The sequence below is a fragment of the Pseudomonas sp. S10E 269 genome (genome assembly GCF_002798465.1).
Taxonomy (GTDB): domain Bacteria; phylum Pseudomonadota; class Gammaproteobacteria; order Pseudomonadales; family Pseudomonadaceae; genus Aquipseudomonas; species Aquipseudomonas pergaminensis.
Map to the genome: position 1 here is coordinate 738,306 of NZ_PHIJ01000001.1, position 23,458 is coordinate 761,763.

22 protein-coding genes are annotated in these 23,458 nt (G+C 59.6%); 18 read left to right on the plus strand and 4 right to left on the minus strand.

Going from position 1 to position 23,458, the window contains the following annotated elements; translation table 11 throughout:
• Positions 1-83 precede the first annotated feature (83 nt).
• The 3 genes from CWC48_RS03580 to CWC48_RS03590 all read left to right on the plus strand — a co-directional run bounded on the left by CWC48_RS03580 (position 84) and on the right by CWC48_RS03590 (position 5,235).
• On the plus strand, positions 84-449 hold the full coding sequence (locus tag CWC48_RS03580) for a YkgJ family cysteine cluster protein (protein WP_078047262.1): 366 nt from the start codon (positions 84-86) through the stop codon (positions 447-449).
• A gap of 140 nt (positions 450-589) precedes the next feature.
• On the plus strand, positions 590-2,854 hold the full coding sequence (locus tag CWC48_RS03585) for a bifunctional diguanylate cyclase/phosphodiesterase (protein ID WP_100491352.1): 2,265 nt from the start codon (positions 590-592) through the stop codon (positions 2,852-2,854).
• A gap of 203 nt (positions 2,855-3,057) precedes the next feature.
• Complete coding sequence (locus CWC48_RS03590) at positions 3,058-5,235, plus strand: hypothetical protein (RefSeq protein WP_078047260.1); 2,178 nt, start codon at positions 3,058-3,060, stop codon at positions 5,233-5,235.
• A gap of 36 nt (positions 5,236-5,271) precedes the next feature.
• Here the strand turns inward: CWC48_RS03590 and CWC48_RS03595 are convergent, their stop codons facing one another.
• Positions 5,272-6,363 (minus strand): hypothetical protein, encoded by a 1,092-nt coding sequence (locus CWC48_RS03595; RefSeq protein WP_078047259.1) that lies wholly within the window; start codon positions 6,361-6,363, stop codon positions 5,272-5,274.
• Positions 6,364-6,615: 252 nt separating this feature from the next.
• Entirely contained in the window at positions 6,616-6,927 is a 312-nt protein-coding gene (locus tag CWC48_RS03600) for a DUF2288 domain-containing protein (RefSeq protein WP_078047258.1), read from the minus strand.
• 341 nt (positions 6,928-7,268) lie between these two features.
• On the opposite strand from CWC48_RS03600, the gene CWC48_RS03605 reads away from it, so the two are divergent.
• From CWC48_RS03605 to CWC48_RS03645, 9 genes are all read left to right on the plus strand, one after another.
• Entirely contained in the window at positions 7,269-8,396 is a 1,128-nt protein-coding gene (locus tag CWC48_RS03605) for a branched-chain amino acid ABC transporter substrate-binding protein (RefSeq protein ID WP_028619258.1), read from the plus strand.
• A gap of 229 nt (positions 8,397-8,625) precedes the next feature.
• Positions 8,626-9,549, plus strand: coding sequence for a high-affinity branched-chain amino acid ABC transporter permease LivH (gene livH, locus CWC48_RS03610; RefSeq protein WP_003172375.1), 924 nt, complete (start codon positions 8,626-8,628; stop codon positions 9,547-9,549).
• Positions 9,546-10,799 carry a high-affinity branched-chain amino acid ABC transporter permease LivM gene (locus tag CWC48_RS03615; RefSeq protein ID WP_078047257.1) on the plus strand — a complete coding sequence of 418 codons (1,254 nt, stop codon included), beginning with the start codon at positions 9,546-9,548 and terminating at the stop codon, positions 10,797-10,799. Before livH ends, CWC48_RS03615 begins: the two co-directional genes overlap by 4 nt.
• A complete protein-coding gene (gene livG, locus CWC48_RS03620) occupies positions 10,796-11,563 on the plus strand; it encodes a high-affinity branched-chain amino acid ABC transporter ATP-binding protein LivG (protein ID WP_005785832.1) in 768 nt (255 codons plus the stop codon). The genes CWC48_RS03615 and livG overlap by 4 nt, the downstream gene beginning before the upstream one ends.
• A gap of 1 nt (position 11,564) precedes the next feature.
• Positions 11,565-12,266: an ABC transporter ATP-binding protein gene (locus CWC48_RS03625; RefSeq protein ID WP_010212366.1), complete on the plus strand. Its 702-nt coding sequence runs from the start codon at positions 11,565-11,567 to the stop codon at positions 12,264-12,266.
• Between the two features lie 247 nt (positions 12,267-12,513).
• The gene (locus CWC48_RS03630) at positions 12,514-12,810 is read left to right on the plus strand and encodes a DUF2282 domain-containing protein (protein WP_012722651.1); all 297 of its coding nucleotides are present in this window, start codon (positions 12,514-12,516) and stop codon (positions 12,808-12,810) included.
• Between the two features lie 23 nt (positions 12,811-12,833).
• On the plus strand, positions 12,834-13,712 hold the full coding sequence (locus CWC48_RS03635; protein ID WP_100491353.1) for a DUF692 domain-containing protein: 879 nt from the start codon (positions 12,834-12,836) through the stop codon (positions 13,710-13,712).
• Positions 13,709-14,485, plus strand: a complete 777-nt coding sequence (locus CWC48_RS03640) for a DUF2063 domain-containing protein (RefSeq protein ID WP_078047255.1) — start codon at positions 13,709-13,711, stop codon at positions 14,483-14,485. The genes CWC48_RS03635 and CWC48_RS03640 overlap by 4 nt, the downstream gene beginning before the upstream one ends.
• Complete coding sequence (locus tag CWC48_RS03645) at positions 14,482-14,967, plus strand: DoxX family protein (RefSeq protein WP_099493764.1); 486 nt, start codon at positions 14,482-14,484, stop codon at positions 14,965-14,967. Before CWC48_RS03640 ends, CWC48_RS03645 begins: the two co-directional genes overlap by 4 nt.
• Here CWC48_RS03645 and CWC48_RS03650 read toward each other — a convergent pair.
• Positions 14,964-15,872 (minus strand): LysR family transcriptional regulator, encoded by a 909-nt coding sequence (locus CWC48_RS03650; protein ID WP_078047253.1) that lies wholly within the window; start codon positions 15,870-15,872, stop codon positions 14,964-14,966. The two genes, CWC48_RS03645 and CWC48_RS03650, sit on opposite strands and share 4 nt — an antisense overlap.
• A gap of 103 nt (positions 15,873-15,975) precedes the next feature.
• Between CWC48_RS03650 and CWC48_RS03655 the strand changes: the two genes are divergently transcribed.
• From CWC48_RS03655 to CWC48_RS03665, 3 genes are all read left to right on the plus strand, one after another.
• On the plus strand, positions 15,976-16,575 hold the full coding sequence (locus CWC48_RS03655) for a short chain dehydrogenase (RefSeq protein WP_099493762.1): 600 nt from the start codon (positions 15,976-15,978) through the stop codon (positions 16,573-16,575).
• 96 nt (positions 16,576-16,671) lie between these two features.
• On the plus strand, positions 16,672-17,343 hold the full coding sequence (locus CWC48_RS03660) for a COG3650 family protein (protein ID WP_099493761.1): 672 nt from the start codon (positions 16,672-16,674) through the stop codon (positions 17,341-17,343).
• Between the two features lie 106 nt (positions 17,344-17,449).
• Positions 17,450-19,063, plus strand: a complete 1,614-nt coding sequence (locus tag CWC48_RS03665) for an NAD(P)/FAD-dependent oxidoreductase (RefSeq protein ID WP_100491354.1) — start codon at positions 17,450-17,452, stop codon at positions 19,061-19,063.
• Positions 19,064-19,104: 41 nt separating this feature from the next.
• Here CWC48_RS03665 and CWC48_RS03670 read toward each other — a convergent pair whose 3' ends face one another.
• Complete coding sequence (locus CWC48_RS03670) at positions 19,105-20,199, minus strand: PLP-dependent cysteine synthase family protein (protein WP_100491355.1); 1,095 nt, start codon at positions 20,197-20,199, stop codon at positions 19,105-19,107.
• 216 nt (positions 20,200-20,415) lie between these two features.
• Between CWC48_RS03670 and nhaA the strand changes: the two genes are divergently transcribed.
• The 3 genes from nhaA (at position 20,416) to CWC48_RS03685 (ending at position 23,329) form a co-directional block, all read left to right on the plus strand.
• Positions 20,416-21,591: a Na+/H+ antiporter NhaA gene (nhaA, locus tag CWC48_RS03675; RefSeq protein ID WP_078047248.1), complete on the plus strand. Its 1,176-nt coding sequence runs from the start codon at positions 20,416-20,418 to the stop codon at positions 21,589-21,591.
• A gap of 167 nt (positions 21,592-21,758) precedes the next feature.
• On the plus strand, positions 21,759-22,997 hold the full coding sequence (locus CWC48_RS03680) for an S-type pyocin domain-containing protein (protein ID WP_078047247.1): 1,239 nt from the start codon (positions 21,759-21,761) through the stop codon (positions 22,995-22,997).
• The gene (locus CWC48_RS03685) at positions 22,994-23,329 is read left to right on the plus strand and encodes a hypothetical protein (RefSeq protein WP_078047246.1); all 336 of its coding nucleotides are present in this window, start codon (positions 22,994-22,996) and stop codon (positions 23,327-23,329) included. The genes CWC48_RS03680 and CWC48_RS03685 overlap by 4 nt, the downstream gene beginning before the upstream one ends.
• Positions 23,330-23,458 lie beyond the last annotated feature (129 nt).

Below are 23,458 nucleotides of genomic sequence, written 5' to 3' on the forward strand. Positions count from 1 at the left end.
CCCCCTTCCCAACGGCCATGGCACGGATAGAATGGCAAGCCTTCCGTAGCATCCCCCCTTACTTTTTCTTATCGATGACGCCCATGTCCGAAGCCAGTCCGTGTCTGAATTGCGGTGCCTGCTGTTCACACTTCCGTGTGTCTTTCTTCTGGGGAGAGTGCGCCTCGTCGGGGGGCACGGTGCCCGATGACCTGGTGGTACAGATCAACCCCACCCGCGTGGCAATGATCGGCACCGACCAGAAACCCGCGCGCTGCTGCAGCCTTGAGGGTGAAGTGGGCCAAGGCACTCGCTGCACGATCTACGAACAGCGCTCAAGTGTGTGCCGCGAATTCGAGTCCTCGTGGTACCAGGGCGTGCAAAACGTCGATTGCGATGCCGCGCGGGCAGCGTTTGGCCTGGCGCCGCTGGAACCACCGTTCGAGCTGGAACTGCCTATCAGCGCTTAGCACCAAACGCTATGGACGGCATGCCAAAATCGTAGAAAAGCAAAGTGCCATTACTTACTGGCGAATTCTCCTACGCGTCTACACTGGTCGTAATAGGTCATCGCCTTGTGCAGTGACGTGACACTATGACGGGACATGCTATGGAATGGCTGGGTCTTCACTTTTTCACCGCGCTTCCAGAGAGCGGGCACCTACTTCTCAATTGCAGTCATAACCCCTTCCTGGTGCTGCTGGCGTATCTGGTTGCATGCGCGGCAGGCTTTGGCACGCTGGACATGGCTGAACGTGTCGGTCATGTCGAGGACCCTACCGCGCGTCGCCACTGGCGCTGGCTGGGTGCCGGCTGCCTGGCCGGTGGAATCTGGTCCACCCACTTCATCAGCATGCTGGCCTTCCAGGCGCCCATCACGATTCACTACGAACTCTTGATGACCTTCGCGTCCTTGCTGATCGCCTTGATCGCGTCGCTGATCGCCATGCAAACCCTCAGTCACTCTGCCTTGCGCTTTCACCAGTATTTGCTGGCGTCAGTCTGGATGGGGATCGGCATTGCCTTGATGCACTACGTGGGTATGTCGGCCATGCGGTCCCAGGCCCAGTTGTATTTCGACTCGGGACTCTTCCTGGCCTCGGTGGGCATCGCCATGGGCGCCAGCCTGGCTGCATTGCTGCTGTCGAGTTACCTGCGCACCGGCTCAGGCGTGTTTCATCAATTACTCAAGTATGCCGCGAGCCTGGTCCTGGGCGCGGGGATCCTGAGCATGCATTTTACTGGCATGGCCGCCATGCAATTGATCGTCCCCACTGGCGCTGACCTCTCGTTGCCGGTGGACAACAACCCCATCCAGCTGGGGCTGTCGGTGGCGGTCATCACGCTGCTGGTGATCGGCAGCAGCATCAGCGCCGCCCTGGCCGACAAAAAGCTGCAACACAAGGAACGCGACCTGCGCCGGGTCAATGCCCTGCTCAGCGAACTCGACCAGGCCCGCGCTTCATTGCAACAGGTCGCTCATTACGACGCCCTCACCAGCCTGCTCAATCGCCGGGGTTTCAACCAGATCTTTGCGGAGAAACTCGCCGAAAAAACCGCCTCTCACGGCATGATGGCGGTGATCTTCCTCGATATCGACCACTTCAAGCGCATCAACGACAGCCTCGGGCATGACGCCGGCGACCAATTGCTCACCGTGCTGGCCGGGCATATCAAGGGTTCGGTGCGCAGCCACGCCGATGTGGTGGCACGGTTTGGCGGCGATGAGTTCTGCATCCTGATCAGCATCCACCACCGCGATGAAGCCCGGCACCTAGCTCAACGCATCATGCAGCAGATGAAAGAACCCATCGAGCTGGCCGGCCGACGCATGGTGATGACCACCAGCATCGGCATCAGCCTGTTCCCCGATGACGGCCTGACCTGTGAAGAACTGCTGAAAACCGCCGACCTGGCGCTGTACCAGTCCAAGGATACCGGGCGCAACAGCCTGAACTTCTTCAGTTCCAACCTGAAGACCCGCGCCTTCCTTGAGCTGCAATTGGAAGAAGAATTACGCGGCGCCCTGCGCACGCGCAATCAACTGGTCTTGTTCTACCAACCGATCTTTGACCTGAAACTGGGCAAGGTCACGCGGCTGGAAGCCCTGGTGCGCTGGCAACACCCACAGCATGGGTTGCTGGCCCCGGACCGCTTTATCGGCATCGCCGAAAGCAACGGACTGATCGCCGAACTGGACCACTGGGTATTGCGCCAAGCCTGTCATGACCTGAGCCTGCTGTCTGACCGTGGCTACACCGACCTGACCATGTCGGTGAACTGCTCGGCCCTGAACCTGGCCCGTGATGAGCTGGCGGATGAAATCGAAGATGCGCTGCGCTTCAGCGGGATCGGCGCCAATCGCCTGGAGCTGGAGGTCACTGAAAATGCGCTGATGGGCAATATCAGCAGCACCCTGGCGTTGCTGCGGCAAATCCGTGCGCTGGGCGTATCGCTGGCGATCGACGACTTCGGCACCGGCTATTCGTCCCTCGCCTACCTCAAGCGCCTGCCACTCAACACGTTGAAGATCGACCGTTCATTTATCCAGGACATTCCCAAATCCACCGCCGACATCGAGATCGTCCAGGCGATTATCGGCATGGCCCACACCCTGCACTTGCAGGTGGTCACCGAAGGCGTGGAAACCCAGGCCCAATTCGAATTGCTGCTCAAACATGGCTGCGATTACGTCCAGGGTTACCTGCTGAGCCCGGCGGTACCGGCGAGCGACATCATCGGGGTTATGCAAGGCGTCAACACGCGCAACCCGCTCTACCCGCACAGCCAGGCGGGCAACAAGGACACCAGCGCACCTAAAGCCCCCTCCCCCACACTCGGTGGCTCCACGTCCATCGTCAGGCCAATTCGCTGACGCCGAATCTTTGGCATTTCGCCATCATTCGCCTAAAGAACGCCGACAAACGGCCGATTCATCGGAGTCCGGCCAGGTTTTCCCCGAAAACACTAGGGTTAAACCCGCTCGCCCAGGACAAGGACGCACTGTAAAGTCGCGAACTCCCATTTCGTGATGGCTATTTGATATTTTCAGCCATCCGCCCAGGCACATGGCGCACAATGACTTCTAAAAATAATTCTGCCACCGTGGTATCCGACGTGTTGCTCCCAGCTCCTGCGGACAAACCCTCAGGTTCAAAGTCATTGAGCACCGCCCGCCCGCTGGCCACCCAGCAATACCTGTACTTCACCGAAACCAATACCGACCGCATCCTCGACAACCTCGACGGCCTGCGCGACATGGTGTTCCCACGCCCGCCTCATTTGGAAGGTGACAGCGATCCGCGCAACGAGCAGGAATTTCCCTCTGTGTGCCTGATCGGCCTGGGCCGTTGCGGTTCGAACATCGCGCTGGATGTGGCGGAACTGGTGTACAACGCGCGCAAGTTCTACCTGAACGAATTCAGCAACGAAGACAAGTCGCCAGACAAGGGCTACAGCCCCGCCCAGTGGATCCGCAACAACCTGCGCCTGGGCAGCGGTAAGGCCAGTAAACCGGTGTTCCTGGTGGAACCGCTGGTGATGCTCGGCGACCTGGACAAAGACATCGCCGGGCGCATCCGTTTCTCGCGCAAGGGCGAGAAAAGCGGTTTCCTGCGCGACTACAGCAAGATGAAAATCATGGACCTGTCGGAAGTCCATGCCGGCGGCGCCGGTAACGCGCCGATCCTCGGCCAGTACCTGGCCAAGATCATTCTCAATAAAGACACCCAGCGTTTTTCCAGCCCCGACTGGAAGATGATCCACTCGTACCTGATCGACTCCTGCGGCATCAAGGCCAACCAGTCGCGCCTGTACTTCTCGATCTTCAGCGCCGGTGGCGGTACCGGTTCGGGCATGGCCTCGGAATTCGGCCTGGCCCAGCAGCACTCGTACATGAACAAGACGTTCGACACCAAACCCGCTGACGAGCACGACAGCAAGAGCGGCCACGCCTTTGTGTTCGAGCCAATCTTCACCAGCGGCATCTGCGTGCTGCCGAACATCTCCGACCACCGCAGCGAAATGTCCGAGGCGCTGCACATCAATGCCGGGCGGCTACTGTGCAAGTACCTGTCGGAAGAATGGGATTTCTCATACAACTTCGCCAATGAAGACAGCAGCGAAGCCAGCGTGAAGGGGCGGATCCGGCCGTGGAACGCGATGATGCTGATCTCCAACGACATCATGCGTTACGCCGAAGAAAGCGATGACGGCAATATCCAGAACATTGACGTCAATGCCATGGAAAAACACGCCAACCAGTACATTTCCCAGCAGATCTTCAACATCCTCACGGCCCAGGCCGTGACCACTGACTACGACCAAAACTACTTCCGTCGCGCCGGTATCGACATCGGCGAAACCATCCGCCTGGATGCCAACGACCTATTCATGAGCCTGGCCGGGCCGGTGGCGATTGCCTACGCCGAGTCCGTGGTCCCGGAAACGCCGGCACCGTCGAATGACAAATTCAAGGTCTTCGAAAAAGAGCCACAGCGCCTGAACATCGACGACCTGTTCTTCCGCTCCATCGACCTGCCGCACTTCAACAAGGTCACCCAGGCCATCGAAGGCATCAGCCTGCTGCCCATCGAATCCAAGCGTTACAAGGCCTCCCTGGAGCAGTACAAGAACTCCGGCTACGACGCCGCCGCGCTGCATGACCTGCACTTCTTCAAGAACTGCTCGTCGGTGGTGTCGATCGTGTCGTTGCCCAAGGACTACAAGCTGTCCTACATGGACCTGAACCGGCTCAAGACCCACCTCAACAGCCTGTTCCCCAACACCACCCTCAAGCGCTACGCCCTGGTGATCGGCGCCTCGGCCAACCTGTCGCTGACCACCCTGATCGCGAAAAGCCCGTGCCTGTCGGATGACTTCCTCACGTTAATCGTGGCCTTTATCAAACGCTGCTTTGCGCGCAACCCGTACCGCTTCGATGACACCCTGGACAACTCGATCCTGGACTTCATCATCCATGAGGACTTTGACGAAGACCGTATCGACGAGTTGCTCAACGAATTCGAGAACCCGGCGAAGATCCTTGATACCAACTGGTACGCGATCAAGCCGATGTATGAGAAGAAGTACCGCGAGTTGATCAACGACAAAGAGAAGTTTGTGTCGATCAATGACATTCGCCTGTCACGGGATTGCGTGAAAAAGGCGATCAAGTACCTGCGTGAGATTTACCGTCATCGCATCGGCAAGACCAAGGTGATCTCGCTGAACAACCATACCGGCAAGACCGGCTAATGCCTTGCGACGGCGCCATTGAGCGCCGTCGCAGTTTCACTGGGCCCGGCGTTGCCGCAGGTAGTCGACAATGGCTCGCTCGTCTGCGGACTTTGCAGGCCGGGGCAATTGCTTCGGCCATCCAGCGTTGTGGGCGCCGAAGAACTGCCGTTGCTCAGCCTCATCCCAATCGCGCATTTCACGCGATGCCGACTCCCACCAGCCCTGTCGACACACGTCGTAATAGGGATGCTCAGGCGCAGCACTGCCGTAGAGCAGGTCGCGCCCCACCCTTTTCACGTGTTTGCGCTGATTGCGCAATTTCCATTTGATGCGCAGCCGCTGCCAGGCTGACGGCACTGGCTTGAACTGCGGTACGTCCAGGCAACGCGCAACCAGTTCGGGGCTGAAGGTTTCACCGTGAAGGCTGAAAAAGTGCGCGTGCATGGCGTGGAAAAAGCGCTTGTCGGCGTAATAGTGATGAACGAATTTCCTCGACTCGCGCACCGTCTGGCCGCGCATCGCAAAGGAAATCGCGACCTGCTCGATGGTGTGAATATCGAATGAATCCTGGGTCCATTCATCGATCAAGCGGATCGAGGCTTCAAGCATCGGCATGTCGGTATCACGGATACCGCAAAGGCCACTGTTGTAGAGCTTGAAGCTGTTGCTGGCAGACACACCCTGGGCATGCAGGTGCGTGCCCAGCTTGAGGTAGTCCGGGCGCTTGCAGACGTAGCTCCAGTCGTACTCGAACTCGTCCATCACATACTGGCCAGGCTTGATGAGTTCAAACACGCGGTGAGGGGACTTGAGGAACAGCGTGTCGGTGTCGACGAACAGCGTTTTGTCCGCCAGCTTCAACCCTTGGGCAATTGCACAGGCTTTGCGCCGGTGGAGGTAGCCGTTTTCACCCTGCCATTGGGTCAAGGTCGCGTCATCCAGCGCTACGGTTTCCACCGGCCAGCCGATAAAATCCTGGGGACGATCGGTCATGACCCGGATGCACAGCGACTCGCCCGGCTTGAGCTGCGCCAGGGCAGTGAGCATGCTGAATTTGGCTTCGCGCCGGTAAACATCTTGTTTACCGTAGATAAGGTAAAGCAACTGGTGCGAGGGTTTTGCTGAAGGAGGCAGCGCTGACGGCATGAGGGGCTCCAGATAACAGGCTGCGCACTTTACCGGAATTTCAGCGCTTCCTACTGTCCCGACCTGACAATCACCCGGTTTTTTAAACAATGGGAAACAATTCTCCCGCCCATTCAGGCGTGGAAAAACTGTTCCCATGACGTGCGCGTCACCCTGAGCTGTGACCTTTCTTCACGGCAAGATGCCATCACGGCGCCAGCGGTTACTCCGCTACACACTTTCCAAGCACAAAATCGCGCACCTTTTTAGTGCTCAGCTCGTCGGAAACGCCCTTTCCTGGATCAGGATCCACGGCGAAACCACCACCGCCCACAAGCTCGGATCGCGCTCCACCAGGTCCAGCGCCCGCGTCGCAGACACTTCGCCAAGGCTACCTGCGGCCAGCCAGGCAGCGACTTTGTCGCGGTTGTCCTCGGCCATGCCTTCGGCCGCTTCGATCAAATCCAGGCCAGCGTCGACCCACAATAGGGCACCCTTGGCAAAGAACGGCTCAAGCTCCTTCCAGGAAATTTCGGCGGTTTCACCGAGCAGCTTGGCATAGAGGGTGCTAGGTTCTTGCGTCATGGGAGTTCACCTTGGGGAAAAATCGGCGCAATCATAACGTCGTGTCCCCTGCGGAAAAACCCAGTTGCAAATGAGTCATCGATTGAAAGTGTCAGGAAAGCCAAGGATTGCCCGAAACTCTGGCATCACCCCGCCGCAATTCTGTCTTTTTCTTTCATTTAAGCGACACACCCGGGTTTTGCCCCCAGCAGCCAGCTTTTCAAGCGATCAACCGGCGCTCTACACTGTACCGGTACAGTTGCCAGGGCACTGCCGGGGGGATATCCGAGATATCTGATCCGGTTCTGCAGCTCACAAGGCCGCTAGAACTATAAAAAATACAACAGTAAGAGTGGAGCACTATGAATAAGGCTACTAAGCAGATTTCCAAACTGTTTGCCGCTATGGTCCTGGCTGGGGTTGCCGGCCATTCGTTCGCAGCCGACACCATCAAGATCGGCATCGCAGGCCCGAAGACCGGTCCCGTGACGCAATACGGCGACATGCAATTCATGGGTGCCAAGCAAGCCATCGCCGACATCAACGCCAAGGGCGGCGTCGACGGCAAAATGCTTGAAGCCAAGGAATACGACGACGCTTGCGATCCTAAACAAGCCGTTGCCGTCGCCAACAAAGTGGTCAACGACGGCGTCAAGTTCGTGGTCGGCCACCTGTGCTCCAGCTCCACTCAACCCGCCTCCGACATCTATGAAGACGAAGGCGTGATCATGATTACCCCGGCTGCCACCAGCCCGGAAATCACCGCACGTGGCTACAAGCTGATCTTCCGCACCATCGGCCTGGACAGCGCCCAAGGCCCGGCAGCCGGCAACTACATCGCCGACCACGTGAAGCCGAAAATCGTCGCTGTACTGCACGACAAACAGCAGTACGGTGAAGGCATCGCGACCGCCGTTAAACAGACCCTCGAGAAAAAAGGCACCAAGGTTGCCGTCTTCGAAGGCCTGAACGCCGGTGACAAAGACTTCTCCTCGATCATCCAGAAGCTCAAGCAAGCCAACGTCGACTTCGTCTACTACGGCGGCTACCACCCTGAGCTGGGCCTGATCCTGCGCCAAGCCAAGGAAAAAGGCCTGAACGCCAAGTTCATGGGCCCAGAGGGCGTCGGCAACGACTCCATCTCGCAAATCGCCCAGGGCGCTTCCGAAGGCCTGCTGGTGACCCTGCCTAAATCCTTCGACACCGACCCGGCCAACAAAGCCATCGTTGAAGAGTTCGCCAAGAACAAACAGGACCCGACCGGTCCGTTCGTGTTCCCAGCCTACTCGGCCATTGAAGTGATCGCCGGCGGTATTACCGCTGCGAAGAGCGAAGACACCGCCAAAGTGGCAGCCGCCATCCACGCGGGCACCTTCAAGACCCCTACCGGCGACCTGAGCTTCGACGCCAAGGGCGACCTGAAGGACTTCAAATTTGTGGTCTACGAATGGCACTTCGGTAAACCAAAAACCGAAGTTTCCCCTCAGTAAGCCAGGCGTTACTGGTCCAACAAGCCCACTGTGAGAGCAGTGGGCTTTGTTTTACGAGGTTTATGGGCCTGACACCCGCGATCCGGGCGCTGGCTCACCTGAAAATCTTAAAACCGTCACCAGCGGTTCGCTGGCAAACGCTTTGTGCAAATGTGCTCATAGAACACAGCACAGGGCCGGAACATGACTCCACCAGTGAAATGCGTATCGGGTTTTTAGGAGCGTTGTAATGCCTGAGATCTATCATTTTTTCCAACAGCTGGTTAATGGCCTGACCATTGGCAGCACCTATGCCTTGATAGCCATTGGCTACACAATGGTCTACGGCATCATTGGAATGATTAACTTCGCCCATGGCGAGGTGTACATGATTGGTTCCTACGTGGCCTTTATCGCCCTTGCCGGGTTGGCCATGATGGGTATCCACTCCCTGCCGCTGTTGATGACCGCTGCGTTCCTTGCGTCGATCGTCGTGACCAGTGCCTATGGCTACAGTATCGAGCGGGTTGCCTACCGTCCCTTGCGTGGCAGCAACCGTTTGATCCCGCTGATTTCCGCGATCGGCATGTCGATTTTCCTGCAGAACACCGTATTGCTGTCCCAGGACTCCAAGGATAAATCCATCCCCAACCTGATCCCGGGGAGCTTCTCCTTTGGCCCGGGCGGTGCGGAAGAGGTCCTGATTTCCTACATGCAGATCCTGGTTTTCGTCGTCACCCTGGTGGCGATGCTGGGCCTGACCCTGTTCATCTCCCGCTCCCGTCTGGGGCGCGCCTGCCGGGCCTGCGCCGAAGACATCAAGATGGCCAACCTGCTGGGCATCAACACCAACAACATCATCGCCCTGACCTTCGTAATCGGCGCCGCACTGGCAGCCGTCGCGGCGGTGCTGCTGAGCATGCAGTACGGCGTGATCAACCCCAACGCCGGGTTCCTGGTGGGCCTCAAGGCTTTTACCGCGGCGGTATTGGGCGGCATCGGCAGTATCCCGGGCGCCATGCTCGGTGGCCTGGTGCTGGGTGTGGCTGAAGCCTTTGGTGCCGATATCTTCGGCGACCAGTACAAGGACGTCGTGGCGTTCGGCCTGTTGGTTCTGGTGCTGTTGTTCCGTCCGACCGGCATCCTGGGCCGTCCGGAGGTTGAGAAAGTATGAGCAGATATCTTAAATCGGCGTTTTTCAGCGCGCTGTTGGTTTGGGCGGTTGCGTTCCCCGTACTCGGCCTCAAGCTGAGCATTGTCGGCATCAACCTGGAAGTGCATGGCACCGGTCCCGTGACCCTGACCATCATCGCCCTGTGCTCGGTGCTGATGTTCCTGCGCGTGCTGTTCACCCAGCAGGTCGGTGCCCTGTTCAAGGGCAATCGTGGGCCGTTGGTGTCGCCAAAGGTCAGCCAATTCCTGACCCTGCCACGCACCCAGCGCTACATCATCATTGCCCTGATCATCGCCGCATTGATCTGGCCGTTCTTCGGCTCGCGCGGCGCGGTCGACATCGCCACCCTGATCCTGATCTACGTGTTGCTGGGCCTGGGCCTGAACATCGTGGTCGGCCTGGCCGGCCTGCTCGACCTGGGTTACGTGGGCTTCTACGCCGTGGGTGCCTACACCTACGCACTGCTCTCGCATTACCTGGGTTGGAGCTTCTGGATCTGCCTGCCACTGGCGGGTATGGCGGCGGCCACGTTCGGCTTCTTGCTGGGCTTCCCGGTGCTGCGCCTGCGCGGTGACTACCTGGCGATCGTGACCCTGGGCTTCGGTGAAATCATCCGTCTGTTCCTGCGCAACCTCACCGATATCACCGGCGGCCCCAACGGCATCAGCAGCATCCCCAAGCCGACGTTCTTCGGCCTGTCGTTCGACCGCACCGCCGCCGAGGGCATGCAGACGTTCCACGAATACTTCGGGATCGACTACAACCCGGTGAGCAAAGTGGTGTTCCTGTACCTGGTGGCGCTGCTGCTGGCACTGGCGGCTCTGTTCGTGATCAACCGCCTGCTGCGCATGCCCATCGGCCGCGCGTGGGAAGCGCTGCGCGAAGATGAGATCGCCTGCCGCGCACTGGGCCTGAACCCGACCATCATCAAGCTCTCCGCCTTTACCCTGGGTGCTGCGTTCGCCGGTTTCGCCGGCAGCTTCTTCGCCGCGCGCCAAGGCCTGGTGACCCCCGAGTCGTTCACCTTCATCGAGTCGGCGATCATCCTCGCCATCGTCGTATTGGGTGGCATGGGCTCGCAACTGGGCGTGATCCTGGCCGCGATCGTGATGATCCTGCTGCCGGAAATGATGCGTGAGTTCAGCGAATACCGCATGTTGATGTTCGGCGCCATGATGGTGCTGATGATGATCTGGCGCCCGCAAGGCCTGCTGCCCATGCAACGTCCACACATGGAGCTGCGCAAATGAGCCGCGAGATCCTGAAAGTCGAAAACTTGAGCATGCGCTTTGGCGGCTTGCTGGCGGTCAACGGCGTGGCCCTGACCGTGAAAGAAAAACAGGTGGTTGCGCTGATCGGCCCCAACGGCGCCGGCAAGACCACCGTATTTAACTGCCTCACCGGTTTCTACAAGCCGAGCGGTGGCAGCATCCTGCTGGACGGCCAGCCGATCCAGGGCCTGGCCGGTCACGAGATCGCCCGCAAGGGCGTGGTGCGGACCTTCCAGAACGTGCGGCTGTTCAAGGACATGACGGCGGTCGAGAACCTGCTGATCGCCCAGCACCGTCACTTGAACACCAACTTCTTCGCCGGCCTGTTCAAGACCCCCGCGTTCCGCAAAAGCGAGCGCGAGGCCATGGAGTACGCGGCGTACTGGCTGGACAAGGTCAACCTCACCGAGTTTGCCAACCGCCCTGCCGGCACCCTGGCGTATGGTCAGCAACGTCGCCTGGAAATCGCCCGCTGCATGATGACCCGCCCGCGGATCCTCATGCTCGACGAGCCGGCCGCCGGCCTGAACCCCAAGGAAACCGAAGACCTCAAGGCGCTGATCAGCGTGTTGCGTGAAGAAAACAACGCCACGGTGTTGTTGATCGAACACGACATGAAATTGGTCATGAGCATTTCCGATCACATCGTGGTGATCAACCAGGGCACGCCTTTGGCCGACGGGACGCCGGAGCAGATCCGCGACAATCCTGAAGTGATCAAAGCCTATTTGGGGGAAGCGTAAAATGCTGCAATTCGAAAACGTTTCCACTTTCTACGGCAAGATCCAGGCCCTGCACAGCGTCAACGTGGAAGTGCGCCAGGGTGAGATCGTCACGCTGATCGGCGCCAACGGTGCCGGCAAATCGACCTTACTGATGACCCTGTGCGGTTCGCCGCAGGCCCACAGCGGCAGCATCCGCTACATGGGTGAAGAACTGGTGGGCCAGCAGTCGTCGCAGATCATGCGCAAGAGCATCGCGGTGGTGCCGGAAGGCCGTCGTGTGTTCTCACGGCTGACCGTGGAAGAGAACCTGGCCATGGGCGGGTTCTTCACCGACAAGGGCGACTACCAGGAGCAGATGGACAAGGTGTTGCACCTGTTCCCTAGGCTCAAGGAACGCTTCAGCCAGCGCGGCGGCACCATGTCCGGCGGCGAGCAGCAAATGCTCGCCATCGGTCGTGCGCTGATGAGCAAACCCAAGCTGTTGCTGCTGGACGAACCTTCACTGGGCCTGGCGCCGATCATCATCCAGCAGATCTTCGACATCATCGAACAGCTGCGCAAGGACGGTGTGACGGTGTTCCTCGTTGAGCAGAACGCCAACCAGGCCTTGAAGATTGCTGACCGCGCCTATGTGCTGGAAAACGGCCGGGTCGTGATGCAAGGAACTGGCGAACAGTTGCTGACCGATCCGAAGGTGCGTGAGGCATATCTGGGCGGCTAAGGTTCTATTGCTGAAGGAACCGGCTTGAACAATGTGGGAGCGGGCTTGCTCGCGAATGCGGTGGATCAGTCAACGATGCAGTGACTGACATACCGTATTCGCGAGCAAGCCCGCTCCCACATTTGTTTTGCGTGAAGCGAAATTTTTAATTTTTTTGAAGCCGGTGTAACGAATTCCATCCCCCCCTCTCTAGTGGTACAAGCAGGCATTCAAGCCCGCCAACTCAACCCACTGCTGGAGATGCACCATGACTACCAAACTGTCCGCCGCTACCCTCGTCCTGGCCCTTGGTTCCGCCTTGAGCCTGTCCGCCCTGACCACCACCGCCCACGCTGCCGACGACATGCAGAAATGCTTCGGCGTCGCCGAAGCCGGCAAGAACGATTGCGCCGCGGGCGCCGGCACTTCGTGCGCCGGTACCTCGAAAACCAAAGACCAGGCCAACGCCTGGAAACTGGTCCCCGCCGGCACCTGCCTCAAGACCCCAAGCTCCACCTCGCCGACCGGCTTCGGCCAGGAAGCTGCCTTCACCGCCAAGTCCTGATCCCTCGCAAAACCTGAGTACTGATGATGACTCTTTCATCCCTGCAAGCCATCTCCCAGGCTCAGGCGCCCGGCCTCCCGCGCCGGGTCGGGCTGGGGCTCAAGCATGAGCACTTCGTTGAAGTGCTCGAGACCTCGCCCGCTATCGGTTTTTTTGAAGTGCACGCCGAAAACTACATGGTGGCCGGCGGCCCGTTTCATCATTACCTGGGGTTGATCCGCGAACAGTACCCGCTGTCATTGCACGGCGTGGGCCTGTCCATCGGCGGCGAAGGCCGGCTGGATACGGAGCACCTGGCGCGGTTGGTCACGCTGATCGAACGCTATCAACCCCACTCTTTTTCCGAACACCTGGCCTGGTCGAGCCACGGCCCGGTGTTCCTCAATGACCTGCTGCCCCTGGCCTATGACAGCGCCACCCTGCAACGGGTGTGCGAACACATCGACCAGGTACAGAGCACCCTCAAGCGGCCGATGCTGTTGGAGAATCCGTCGACCTACCTGCAATTCCAACGCTCCACCCTGGACGAGACGGACTTCATCAGCGAAATCATCCGTCGTACCGGCTGCGGCTTGTTGTTGGACGTGAACAACGTCTACGTGTCCTGCATCAACCATCAGCGCGATCCAGCGTCCTACCTCGAAGGCCTGCCGTTGCACGCCGTCGGTGAGATTCACCTGGCTGGATTTGCTGAAGACACTGACAACCTCGGTGATCGCTTGCTGATCGACGACCACGGTGCGCCGATTGATAACGCCGTGTGGCAGCTGTACGAAAAAGTACTGGCTCAAGTCGGCCCGATGCCAACCCTGATCGAACGTGACAACCAACTGCCGGCATTCAGCGTACTGCTGGCCGAGGCTCAACAGGCCGAAAGGCATCTGGCGCAGGTAAGCCCATGAGCCTTCACGACGACTTCTCTGCAGCCTTGCTGACACCGGAACAAGCCTGCCCCGATGGCCTGTTCAGCAGCAATGGTGCCGACCCGGCCAGCCGTTTCGCGGTGTATCGCAACAATGTGCACAGCTCGTTGATCAACGCATTGGCGGCGGCTTACCCGGTCACACTGCAACTGGTGGGCGAGGCGTTTTTCCGCGCCATGGCGAGCCTGTATGTGCAGGCGCACCCGCCTATCAGCCCGGTGATGAGTGAGTACGGCGGCGCACTCGCCGAGTTCATCCAAGGCTTTGAACCCGCGCAAAGCGTGCCCTACCTGGCGGACATCGCCCGGCTGGAGCGCTTGCGCGTCCGTGCCTATCACGCCGCCGATTGCCAGGCACTGGATCAGCAGGCCGTGCTCCTGGCGCTGCAGGGTCAAGCCGACCTGGGGACCCTGCGCCTGCACCTGCATCCGTCGCTGGCCACGCTCAATTCACCCTACGCGGTGGTGGCAGTGTGGGCTGCGCACCAGACCGAGGGCGGCCTGGCCACCCTGAACCCCTGGCATCCCCAGGGGGCGCTGGTGCTGCGCCAGGGGCTGGAGGTCAAGGTATTTGCCATCGACCCTGGCTCGGTGGCGTTCATCAACAGCCTGGCGCATGGCAACACATTGGGAACCGCCGTGGAGCATGCGCTGGAAGCATCCGCCGAATTTGACCTGCACCAATGCCTGACGCTGCTGATCAGCCACAACACCCTCACTCATTTGCACCTGGAACAAAAGGTATCGCCATGAACACTCGCCCCTCGTGCCTGATCAAACGGCTCATCGCGCTTTTCGAACAAATCCCCTACAGCCTGATCGCCTTTGTCGCGCGCTTTTCCATTGCCGCCGTGTTCTGGAAATCCGGGCAAACCAAAGTTGAAGGCTTTGCCGTTGATTTGATCAGCGGCACCTTCCAATTCGGCGAACCGAAACTGGCAGCCTCGACATTGCCGCTGTTTCGCAGCGAGTACCACGTGCCGTTGTTGTCGCCGGAAGTGGCGGCGCATATGGCTGCGTTTGCCGAACATTTTTTCCCGGTGCTGATCCTCGTGGGCTTCGCCACGCGCTTTTCGGCCTTGGCCCTGATCGGCATGACCCTGGTGATTCAGCTGTTCGTCTACCCGGACGCCTACCCGACCCATGGCACCTGGATTGCGCTGCTGTTGCTGCTGGTGGCCAAAGGGCCAGGACGCCTGTCCATCGATCACCTGATTGCCCGCCGCTACGCCTAGAGCCGGTCGAGTGCCTCGCCGCTGCGCTTGAACCAATCCACCAAATAGTCGGCCAACACCTGGGTGCGACGCGGCAGGCCGCCCTGATAGGGATGCACCAGGTACATCGGCATGCTCCGCGTCTGATAGTCACGCAGGAGCCAGCGCAAACGGCCGTCAGCCAATTCCGCCGGCAGCACGTAGGACGGCAGGCGCGCGATACCGGCGCCCACCAACGCGGCCTTTTTCAACAGGTTGTAGTGGTTGGAGGCGAACGTGCCGCTGACCCGCACCCGCAGCAATTCATGCTGCTGGTGGTACAGCCACTCCTCGCGGCCACTGTAGTGGCTGTTAAGCAAACAGGTATGCCCGGCCAGGTCGGCCGGCGTCTGGGGTTCGCCATGCTGCTCAAGGTAAGCCGGGCTGGCGCAGGTCATCTCATGCCAGGCCAGCAACGGCTTGGCCACCAGACGCTCGTTTTCGATCGCGCCTAAGCGCACCCCCAGGTCAAACCCGTCCCGCGCCAGGTCCCGGTAGCTGTTGTTAAGCTCCAGTTCGATCTGCACCTGGGGATATTGCTTGGAAAACTCCAGCAGTAAGCCGTCGAAGAAGGTTTCGCCCAGCGACACCGGAACGGTCATGCGCACCGGCCCTGCCAGATCATCCTTGAGCCGGGCCAATGCCTGACGGGCGCGATCCACCTGCACCACCAATGCCTGGGCCTGGGGCAGCAACGCCGCACCCGCGGCGGTCAGGCTGAGTTTGCGCGTGGTGCGGTGCAGCAACACCACGGCAAACCGCGCCTCCAACTGGCTGATACGCTTGGACAACTGCCCTTTGCTGCAGCCCAGTTGCTCGGCAGCCACGGTGAAACTGCCAGCGTCGATCAGCACGGCAAACGCCGCCAAGTCATCCATCTCGCTCATGGATTGTTTCCATTTGAAAACCAGAGGTTGCCTATTAGCGCGTTTATCCATCGGAAAAGCCACTCTAGACTGAACCCTCACTTACCCCTGGAGGAACAGCACCATGAAAATCCTATTGATTGGCGCCAGCGGCACCGTTGGCTCGGCGGTCAAGGCGGAACTGGCTCAGCGTCACGACGTGATCAGCATCGGCCGCAACGGCGGCGACTTCCAGGTGGATATCAGCGACAGCGCATCGATCCGCAAACTGTTCGAACAAACCGGCAGGTTCGATGCGCTGATCTGCGCAGCGGGCAGCGTCAACTTCGTGGCCTTGCCGGAAATGAACGAATCCGACTTCGAACTGGGCCTGCGCGACAAGCTGATGGGCCAGGTCAACCTGCTGTTGATCGGCCGCGACTACGCCAACGATGGCGCCTCGTTTACCTTCACCAGCGGCATTCTGAACCGCGACCCGATCCGCACCGGCGCCTCGGCTGCGCTGGTCAACGGCGCCATTGACGCCTTTGTGAAAGCGGCGGCGATCGAATTGCCACGCGGGCTGCGCGTCAACGCCGTGAGCCCGACTGTCCTGTTGGAAGCCATGGACAGCTATGCACCCTACTTCCGCGGCTACAAACCGGCTCCCGGCGCCGACGTGGCGTTGGCCTACGCCAAAAGCGTGGAAGGCCTGCAAACCGGTCAGACGTTTATCGTTGGCTGAACAGGTTGGGCTGTCAGAATAGACTGAAGCTGGCGAGCGGGGTTGTGATGCAGCGCCGGCCTGCGTAACGTGGCGGCACTTGTCTGGAGACCGATAATGCGTGCCGCCCATACCCTTGCTTTGTTTGCCTTGCTCCCCCTGTTCGCCGCCTGCCAGATGTTCGAAAGCGAGCCGGCCAAGCCGTCTCTCGCCGGGCTGACCCGCATGCAGGGCGAACTCACGGCGGTCGGTGGCAAACTGCTGTTCCAACCGTGCAATGACAAACGCAACTACGTGGTCAACGACACCGGCGGCACCAGCATCCTGCAGGAGGCGGCCTCCCTGGCCGGCCAGCAAGGCGCGCTGTTCGCCGACCTGCGCGGCCAGTTCTCTGGGGTTGCCACGGGCACCCAGGGCAGCGTGGACCTGCAGCAACTCTATCGTGTCGAACGCTCGACCTCGGCCTGCGACGACCCGGACTTCAAGCGCATGATCCTGCGCGCCAACGGCCACAAGCCGGCCTGGGCGATGAACGTCACGGCCAAGGGCATGGTGCTGGAGCGCGAAGGCCAGCCACCGCTGGCGGTGCCGTATGTGGAAGAACAGATCGGTGACGGTCGCTTCAACCTGATGACCGAAGCCAACAACCAGCATGTCGAACTCTGGGTGGCCCCGCAGCGTTGCGTCGACCCGGTCAGCGGCAGCCTGCAGCACATGACCGCCGAGTTGCGCGTCAACGGCCAGGTGCAACGGGGTTGCGCCGCGTTTGGCGGTTCCCGCGACGACTGACTTGGCCCCGCGCTGTTTTAACATGACGGGAAACGGTCATTGGGGCTTATAATCGCCGGTTTGCAAAACAGCCGGCCTCTTTGCCCGCCGCCTACCGGATCCCGTCATGTTACGAATCACCGAACTCAAGCTGCCCATCGACCATCCCGAAGAAGACCTGCGGCCTGCCATCGTGCAGCGCCTGGGCATCGCCAGTGATGACCTGCTCGATTTCACCCTGTTCAAACGCAGCTACGATGCGCGCAAGAAATCCTCGGAGCTGTGCTTCATCTACACCATCGACTTGAGCGTCAAGGGCGAAGCCGCCCTGCTGCTCAAGTTCGCCGATGACCGCAACGTCAACCCGGCGCCGGATGTCAGCTACAAGGTCGTGGGCCAGGCACCACAGGGCCTCACAGAACGCCCGATCGTGGTCGGCTTCGGCCCCTGCGGGATCTTTGCCGGGTTGTTGCTCGCGCAGATGGGCTTCAAGCCGATCATCCTCGAGCGCGGCAAGGAAGTGCGCCAGCGCACCAAAGACACCTGGGGCCTGTGGCGCAAGAGCGTACTCAACCCTGAGTCCAACGTGCAGTTCGGTGAAGGCGGCGCCGGGACCTTTTCCGATGGCAAGCTGTACAGCCAGATCAAAGACCCGAAATTCCATGGCCGCAAAGTCTTGCACGAGTTCGTCAAGGCTGGTGCGCCGGAGGAAATCCTCTACGTCAGCAAGCCGCATATCGGTACCTTCCGCCTCACCGGCGTGGTCGAAAACATGCGCGAACAGATCATCGCCCTGGGCGGTGAAGTGCGCTTCGAGCAACGGGTGACCGACGTATTGATCGAAGACGGCCAGTTGAACGGCGTGGTTGTCGATGGCGGCGAGCAGATCCTCTCCAAGCACGTGATCCTGGCCCTGGGCCACAGCGCCCGCGACACCTTCCGCATGCTCCACGACCGTGGCGTGTACATGGAAGCCAAGCCGTTCTCGGTGGGTTTCCGTATCGAACACCCGCAATCACTGATCGATGCCGCGCGCCTGGGCAAATACGCCGGGCACCCGAAACTCGGCGCTGCCGACTACAAGCTGGTGCACCACGCCAAGAACGGCCGTTCGGTCTACAGCTTCTGCATGTGCCCAGGCGGCACGGTGGTAGCGGCGACCTCCGAGCCCAATCGCGTGGTCACCAACGGCATGAGCCAGTACTCGCGTAACGAGCGCAATGCCAACTCCGGCATCGTGGTCGGCATCACCCCCGAGGTGGACTACCCCGGTGGCCCGCTGGCCGGTATCGAGTTGCAGGAACGCCTGGAATCCCACGCCTATATCCTCGGTGGCAGCAACTACGAGGCGCCGGCGCAGCTGGTGGGTGATTTCATCGCGGGCAAGCCGTCCACCGCCATCGGCAGTGTGGAACCCTCCTACAAGCCAGGCGTGTCCCTGGGCGACCTGGCCCTGGCCTTGCCGGACTTCGCCATCGAAGCGATCCGTGAAGCACTGCCGGCCTTCGAGAAGCAGATCAAGGGCTACTCGTTGCACGACGCCGTGTTGACCGGTATCGAGACGCGCACCTCATCGCCGCTGCGGATTACCCGTAACGAATCGATGCAAAGCTTGAACGTAAAGGGCCTGTTCCCGGCCGGTGAAGGCGCGGGTTATGCCGGTGGGATTCTGTCCGCCGGTGTGGACGGGATTCGGATTGCCGAGGCGTTGGCGCGGGATATGTTGGGCCTCGAAGCCTGACATATGCCCCTGTAGAAGCCCGGCTTGCCGGGCTCTACAGGTTAGATGTTGGCGCGCAGAATGCTGTCCGGCAACGCCTCGCCCCGCTCGACACTGGCCGCAACGGCCGCGATCAATCCATCCAGCGCATACCCCTGCCCCGCCAACCAGGCCGGATCGTAATAGGTCGTGGCATACCGCTCTCCCCCATCACACAAGATCGCCACGATCGAGCCCGACTCCCCCGCCACTTTCATTTGCTGCGCCGCTACCAGGGCGCCAATCAGGTTGGTCCCGCTGGAACCGCCGACCCGTCGCCCCAGCCGCTCGGCGAGGTAATGCATGGCCGCCAGTGAGAGTGCGTCAGGCACTTTGACCATGGCATCAATCACCTTGGGCAAGAACGACGCTTCGACCCGTGGCCGGCCAATGCCTTCGATGCGCGAACCGCAGTCCAGGCGCAAACTCGCGTCGCCACTCTGATAGAAATCGAAAAACACCGAACGCTCGGCATCGGCACATAACACACGGGTGCAATGCTGGCGGTAGCGCACATAACGACCAAGGGTCGCGGTGGTGCCGCCGGTGCCGGGGCTGGAGATCAGCCAGCTCGGCTCCGGATGTCGCTCGAAGCGCATTTGCTGGAAGATCGACTCGGCAATGTTGTTGTTCGCCCGCCAGTCGGTGGCACGCTCGGCGTAGGTGAACTGGTCCATGAAGTGACCGCCGCTTTCCCGCGCCAGGCGCTCGGATTCGGCGTAGATCTGCGTCGGATCCTGTACCAGGTGGCTGTGACCGCCATAGAAGGCGATCTGTGCGATTTTTTCCTGGGAGGTGGTGGCTGGCATCACCGCAATAAACGGCAAACCCAACAGACGCGCAAAGTACGCCTCGGAAATGGCCGTCGAGCCGCTGGACGCTTCGATCACCGGCGCCCCCGGTTTGAGCCAGCCATTGCACAGCGCGTAGAGGAACAGCGAGCGAGCCAACCGGTGCTTGAGGCTACCGGTGGGGTGGCTGGACTCGTCCTTGAAATACAACTCGATACCCGGCAAACCCGGCAACGGCAAGGGGATCAGATGGGTGTCAGCGCTGCGCTGGAAGTCCGCTTCAATGATGCGAATGGCTTCGCGGGCCCAGGGACGGTGGTCGCTCATGAGGGAGTTCTCTAAGGATTTCAGCCCCAATCTTAGGATGTTTCCTACACTGCACACAGATACAGTGAAGACTCAATTGGACACACAATTGCTAGGCTTTGGCGCAACGCCATCCACCCTCATCTCTTATAACAAATAAGAATATAACTTTTGTTTTAACAACTAACGGTACGGGTTAGGGTACCCACCTATTGAACCTTGATTGGAGAGCATCCCTTGCCTCTGCGTAGCACTTTCACCCGTTTCTTCCAGCTGGAAGCCGCCAGTGGGCTGTTATTGATCGCCGCTGCCGCTTTGGCGCTGATCATCAACAATTCACCCTTGTCGCACCTCTACGGCGCGTTTCTTGACGTGCCGGTGGTGGCGCAGATCGGCGCATTGAAAATCGCCAAGCCAGCCCTGCTGTGGATCAACGACGGCCTGATGGCCCTGTTCTTTCTGCTGATCGGCCTGGAGGTCAAGCGCGAGTTGCTCGACGGCCACCTGTCCAAGCCCTCGCAAGTGGTGCTGCCGGGTGCAGCCGCCATCGGCGGCATGGTGGTGCCGGCGCTGATCTACTGGGCAATCAACAAGGACTACCCCGCCGCGCTTTCCGGCTGGGCGATTCCCATGGCCACCGACATTGCCTTCGCCCTGGGCGTGCTGGCCCTGCTGGGCAAGCGTGTACCGGTGTCGCTGAAGCTGTTCCTGATGACCCTGGCAATTATTGACGACCTGGGCGCGATCATCGTGATCGCCGTGTTCTATTCCGCCGACCTGTCCGGTGCTGCCTTGGCGGGCGCAGGTGCCTGCCTGGTTGCCTTGATCGCAATGAACCGCCTGGGTGTGATCAAGCTCGGGCCATACCTGATCATCGGACTGATCCTGTGGGTGTGCGTACTCAAGAGCGGTGTCCACGCCACGCTCGCCGGTGTGACCCTGGCCTTCTGTATCCCGATGCGCACCAAGAACGCCGAGCCATCGCCGCTGTTGACGTTGGAACATGCCCTGCACCCGTGGGTGGCCTACGGCATCCTGCCGTTGTTCGCCTTCGCCAACGCCGGCGTGTCCCTGACCGGTGTCAGCCTGGAAAGCTTCACCCACCATGTACCGATGGGCATCGCCGCCGGCCTGTTGATCGGCAAGACCGTCGGCGTGTTCGGCCTCACCTGGCTGGCCATCAAGGCTGGCCTCGCCACCCTGCCCAGCGGCGCGAACTGGGGCCAGGTGTTTGGCGTAGCGATCCTGTGCGGCATTGGCTTCACCATGAGCCTGTTTGTCGGCTCCCTGGCGTTTGTGCCGGGTGCCAGTGAGTTTGCTGGTGAAGACCGGATGGGGATTCTGACGGGATCGATTCTGGCGGCGTTCATTGGTTATGCGGTGACGGCGATGGCGAGTCGTAAGAAAATCTGACCTTATTTGCAGGCGCCGGCCATTTCAAGCCGGCGTCTGATTTCCCCGTTCACTCAGCATATCTACCCTTCTCAGACTCCCCCTACATCCCCCCTTCTTGACTTGGCCTAACGTCGTCTTCCGGCTTTTATGCCGGACGTCGTTATACAACAAGCCAGGAGGGCACAATGGCAAACAAAAAGGACGTATACCAAGTTTGGCGATGTTACGGGACTGGCACCGGTGGATACCGACGTCTGGAGCCCATGAACGAAGCCGAATTGGCGGGCCGGGCAGTGAGCCAGCAACAAGCTCAGAGGGAAGTAATCGACCGGCAGATAGCAGAAGAAGCACGCTTTCTGGTTAAGCCGCTACCCCCTCAGGTACCTAAGGAAGGTTGCGTATTTGCTAAGTCCTGCAATTTACCGGACGCAATCATCGATTATCACGAACCGACCGGTTATGTGCCTCTTGATAGGTTAAGAGACTATGCCGAATACGCACTGCTGGGTGGGATAGAAGCAGACAGTTCCGGTCGGCTGAGATTGGGAATGATCGGTGGCAGTCCTCTGCCGGCAGGATTTGGAGGGCTATCGCTTGGTGGCGTCGCCACGGCTGGCAGCGTGGGCACAGTCGCCACAGCGAGTGTCAGCACGGTGGGCACCGCCTTTTTGGCAGGCATAGTTGCACTCGTATGGCCCTCCAATCTCGGCGACAGCGCGCTTTACAGCGAAGATCAATTGCGCTCCATGGCCAGGGCGCGTACGCGGGTACGCTTGCATATCGAGCAACGCGATGACGGTACGCTCAAGGGATACGCTTTCTATACGGGAAAGAACCACGACTGGGAAATGGTCGATGTGGTGCAGTTTCAGATACGGCATGCGCACTACGTTGCCGACTTGGGTGATGGGGTTGAGCTGATCTGGACGCCTGCTACCGACCCCGCCAGTACACTCGGCATACCTGCATTGGAAGCGGCGCCATCGACGCCGCACATATGGGTATATCCGCCCACCGAGCAAGCCGCCGATATAATTGTCGACCCGATTTATCCACCTGAGTACAGGGATTTCATCCTGGTATTTCCGGCGGATTCAGGGGTCAGGCCGCTGTATATCGTCGTTAGCTGGAAGTATGAGGACGCGCCCTATCACAGCAAAAAGGGGAATTCAGTTAAAAGTAAACGCCCTGAAAATGGGCTGGATTCGCTTAATGAATCGATAGAGGTAAATCCGCCGAATTCGCGACGACGTATAGCGATTGATCCGCATACAAATGAGTTTGTAGTGATAGATCGTACTGCTGAAGGTGCCTATCACGCCCACGTAAGACCTTGGAGCGGCTTACGACAAGAAATGAAAAACGCCTTGATCAGAGCTGGGAAAACCAACCGCAAAGGCAAAATCCTGGGAGATACAAAATGACAATGCGATACCACGACCCATCACTGGAACACGATGAAGCAGTACGCTATCTAGCAACATCAGATGTCAGCAAAGTGACGGAGGCATTGATTTCGATTGGGCTTGATGAACCGAATGGCGACTGGGCAGAACATACCTGTCTCCAATTTATCGAACACCCTGACGACGAGATTTCAGCGGCAGCAATCGTAGCTATTGGACACATCGCACGTCGATTCGGGGCATTAGATATGACAAAGGTCACGCCGGCGTTGGAACAGGCAAGACGCAGGTCGCCGTCTCTGTCGGCTGCGGTGAATGACGCAATGGATGACATAGAAATGTTCACCTGAAGCCCAACCCCTTCGGATTCTGTCGCCGCGTCCTATGAGTATGCGAGCCGAGCGTAAAATCTGGTCCGCAATAAAACCGCCCTGCTAAGGCGGTTTTTTATTGCCGGCGTTTTTGTATGTAACCCGCCC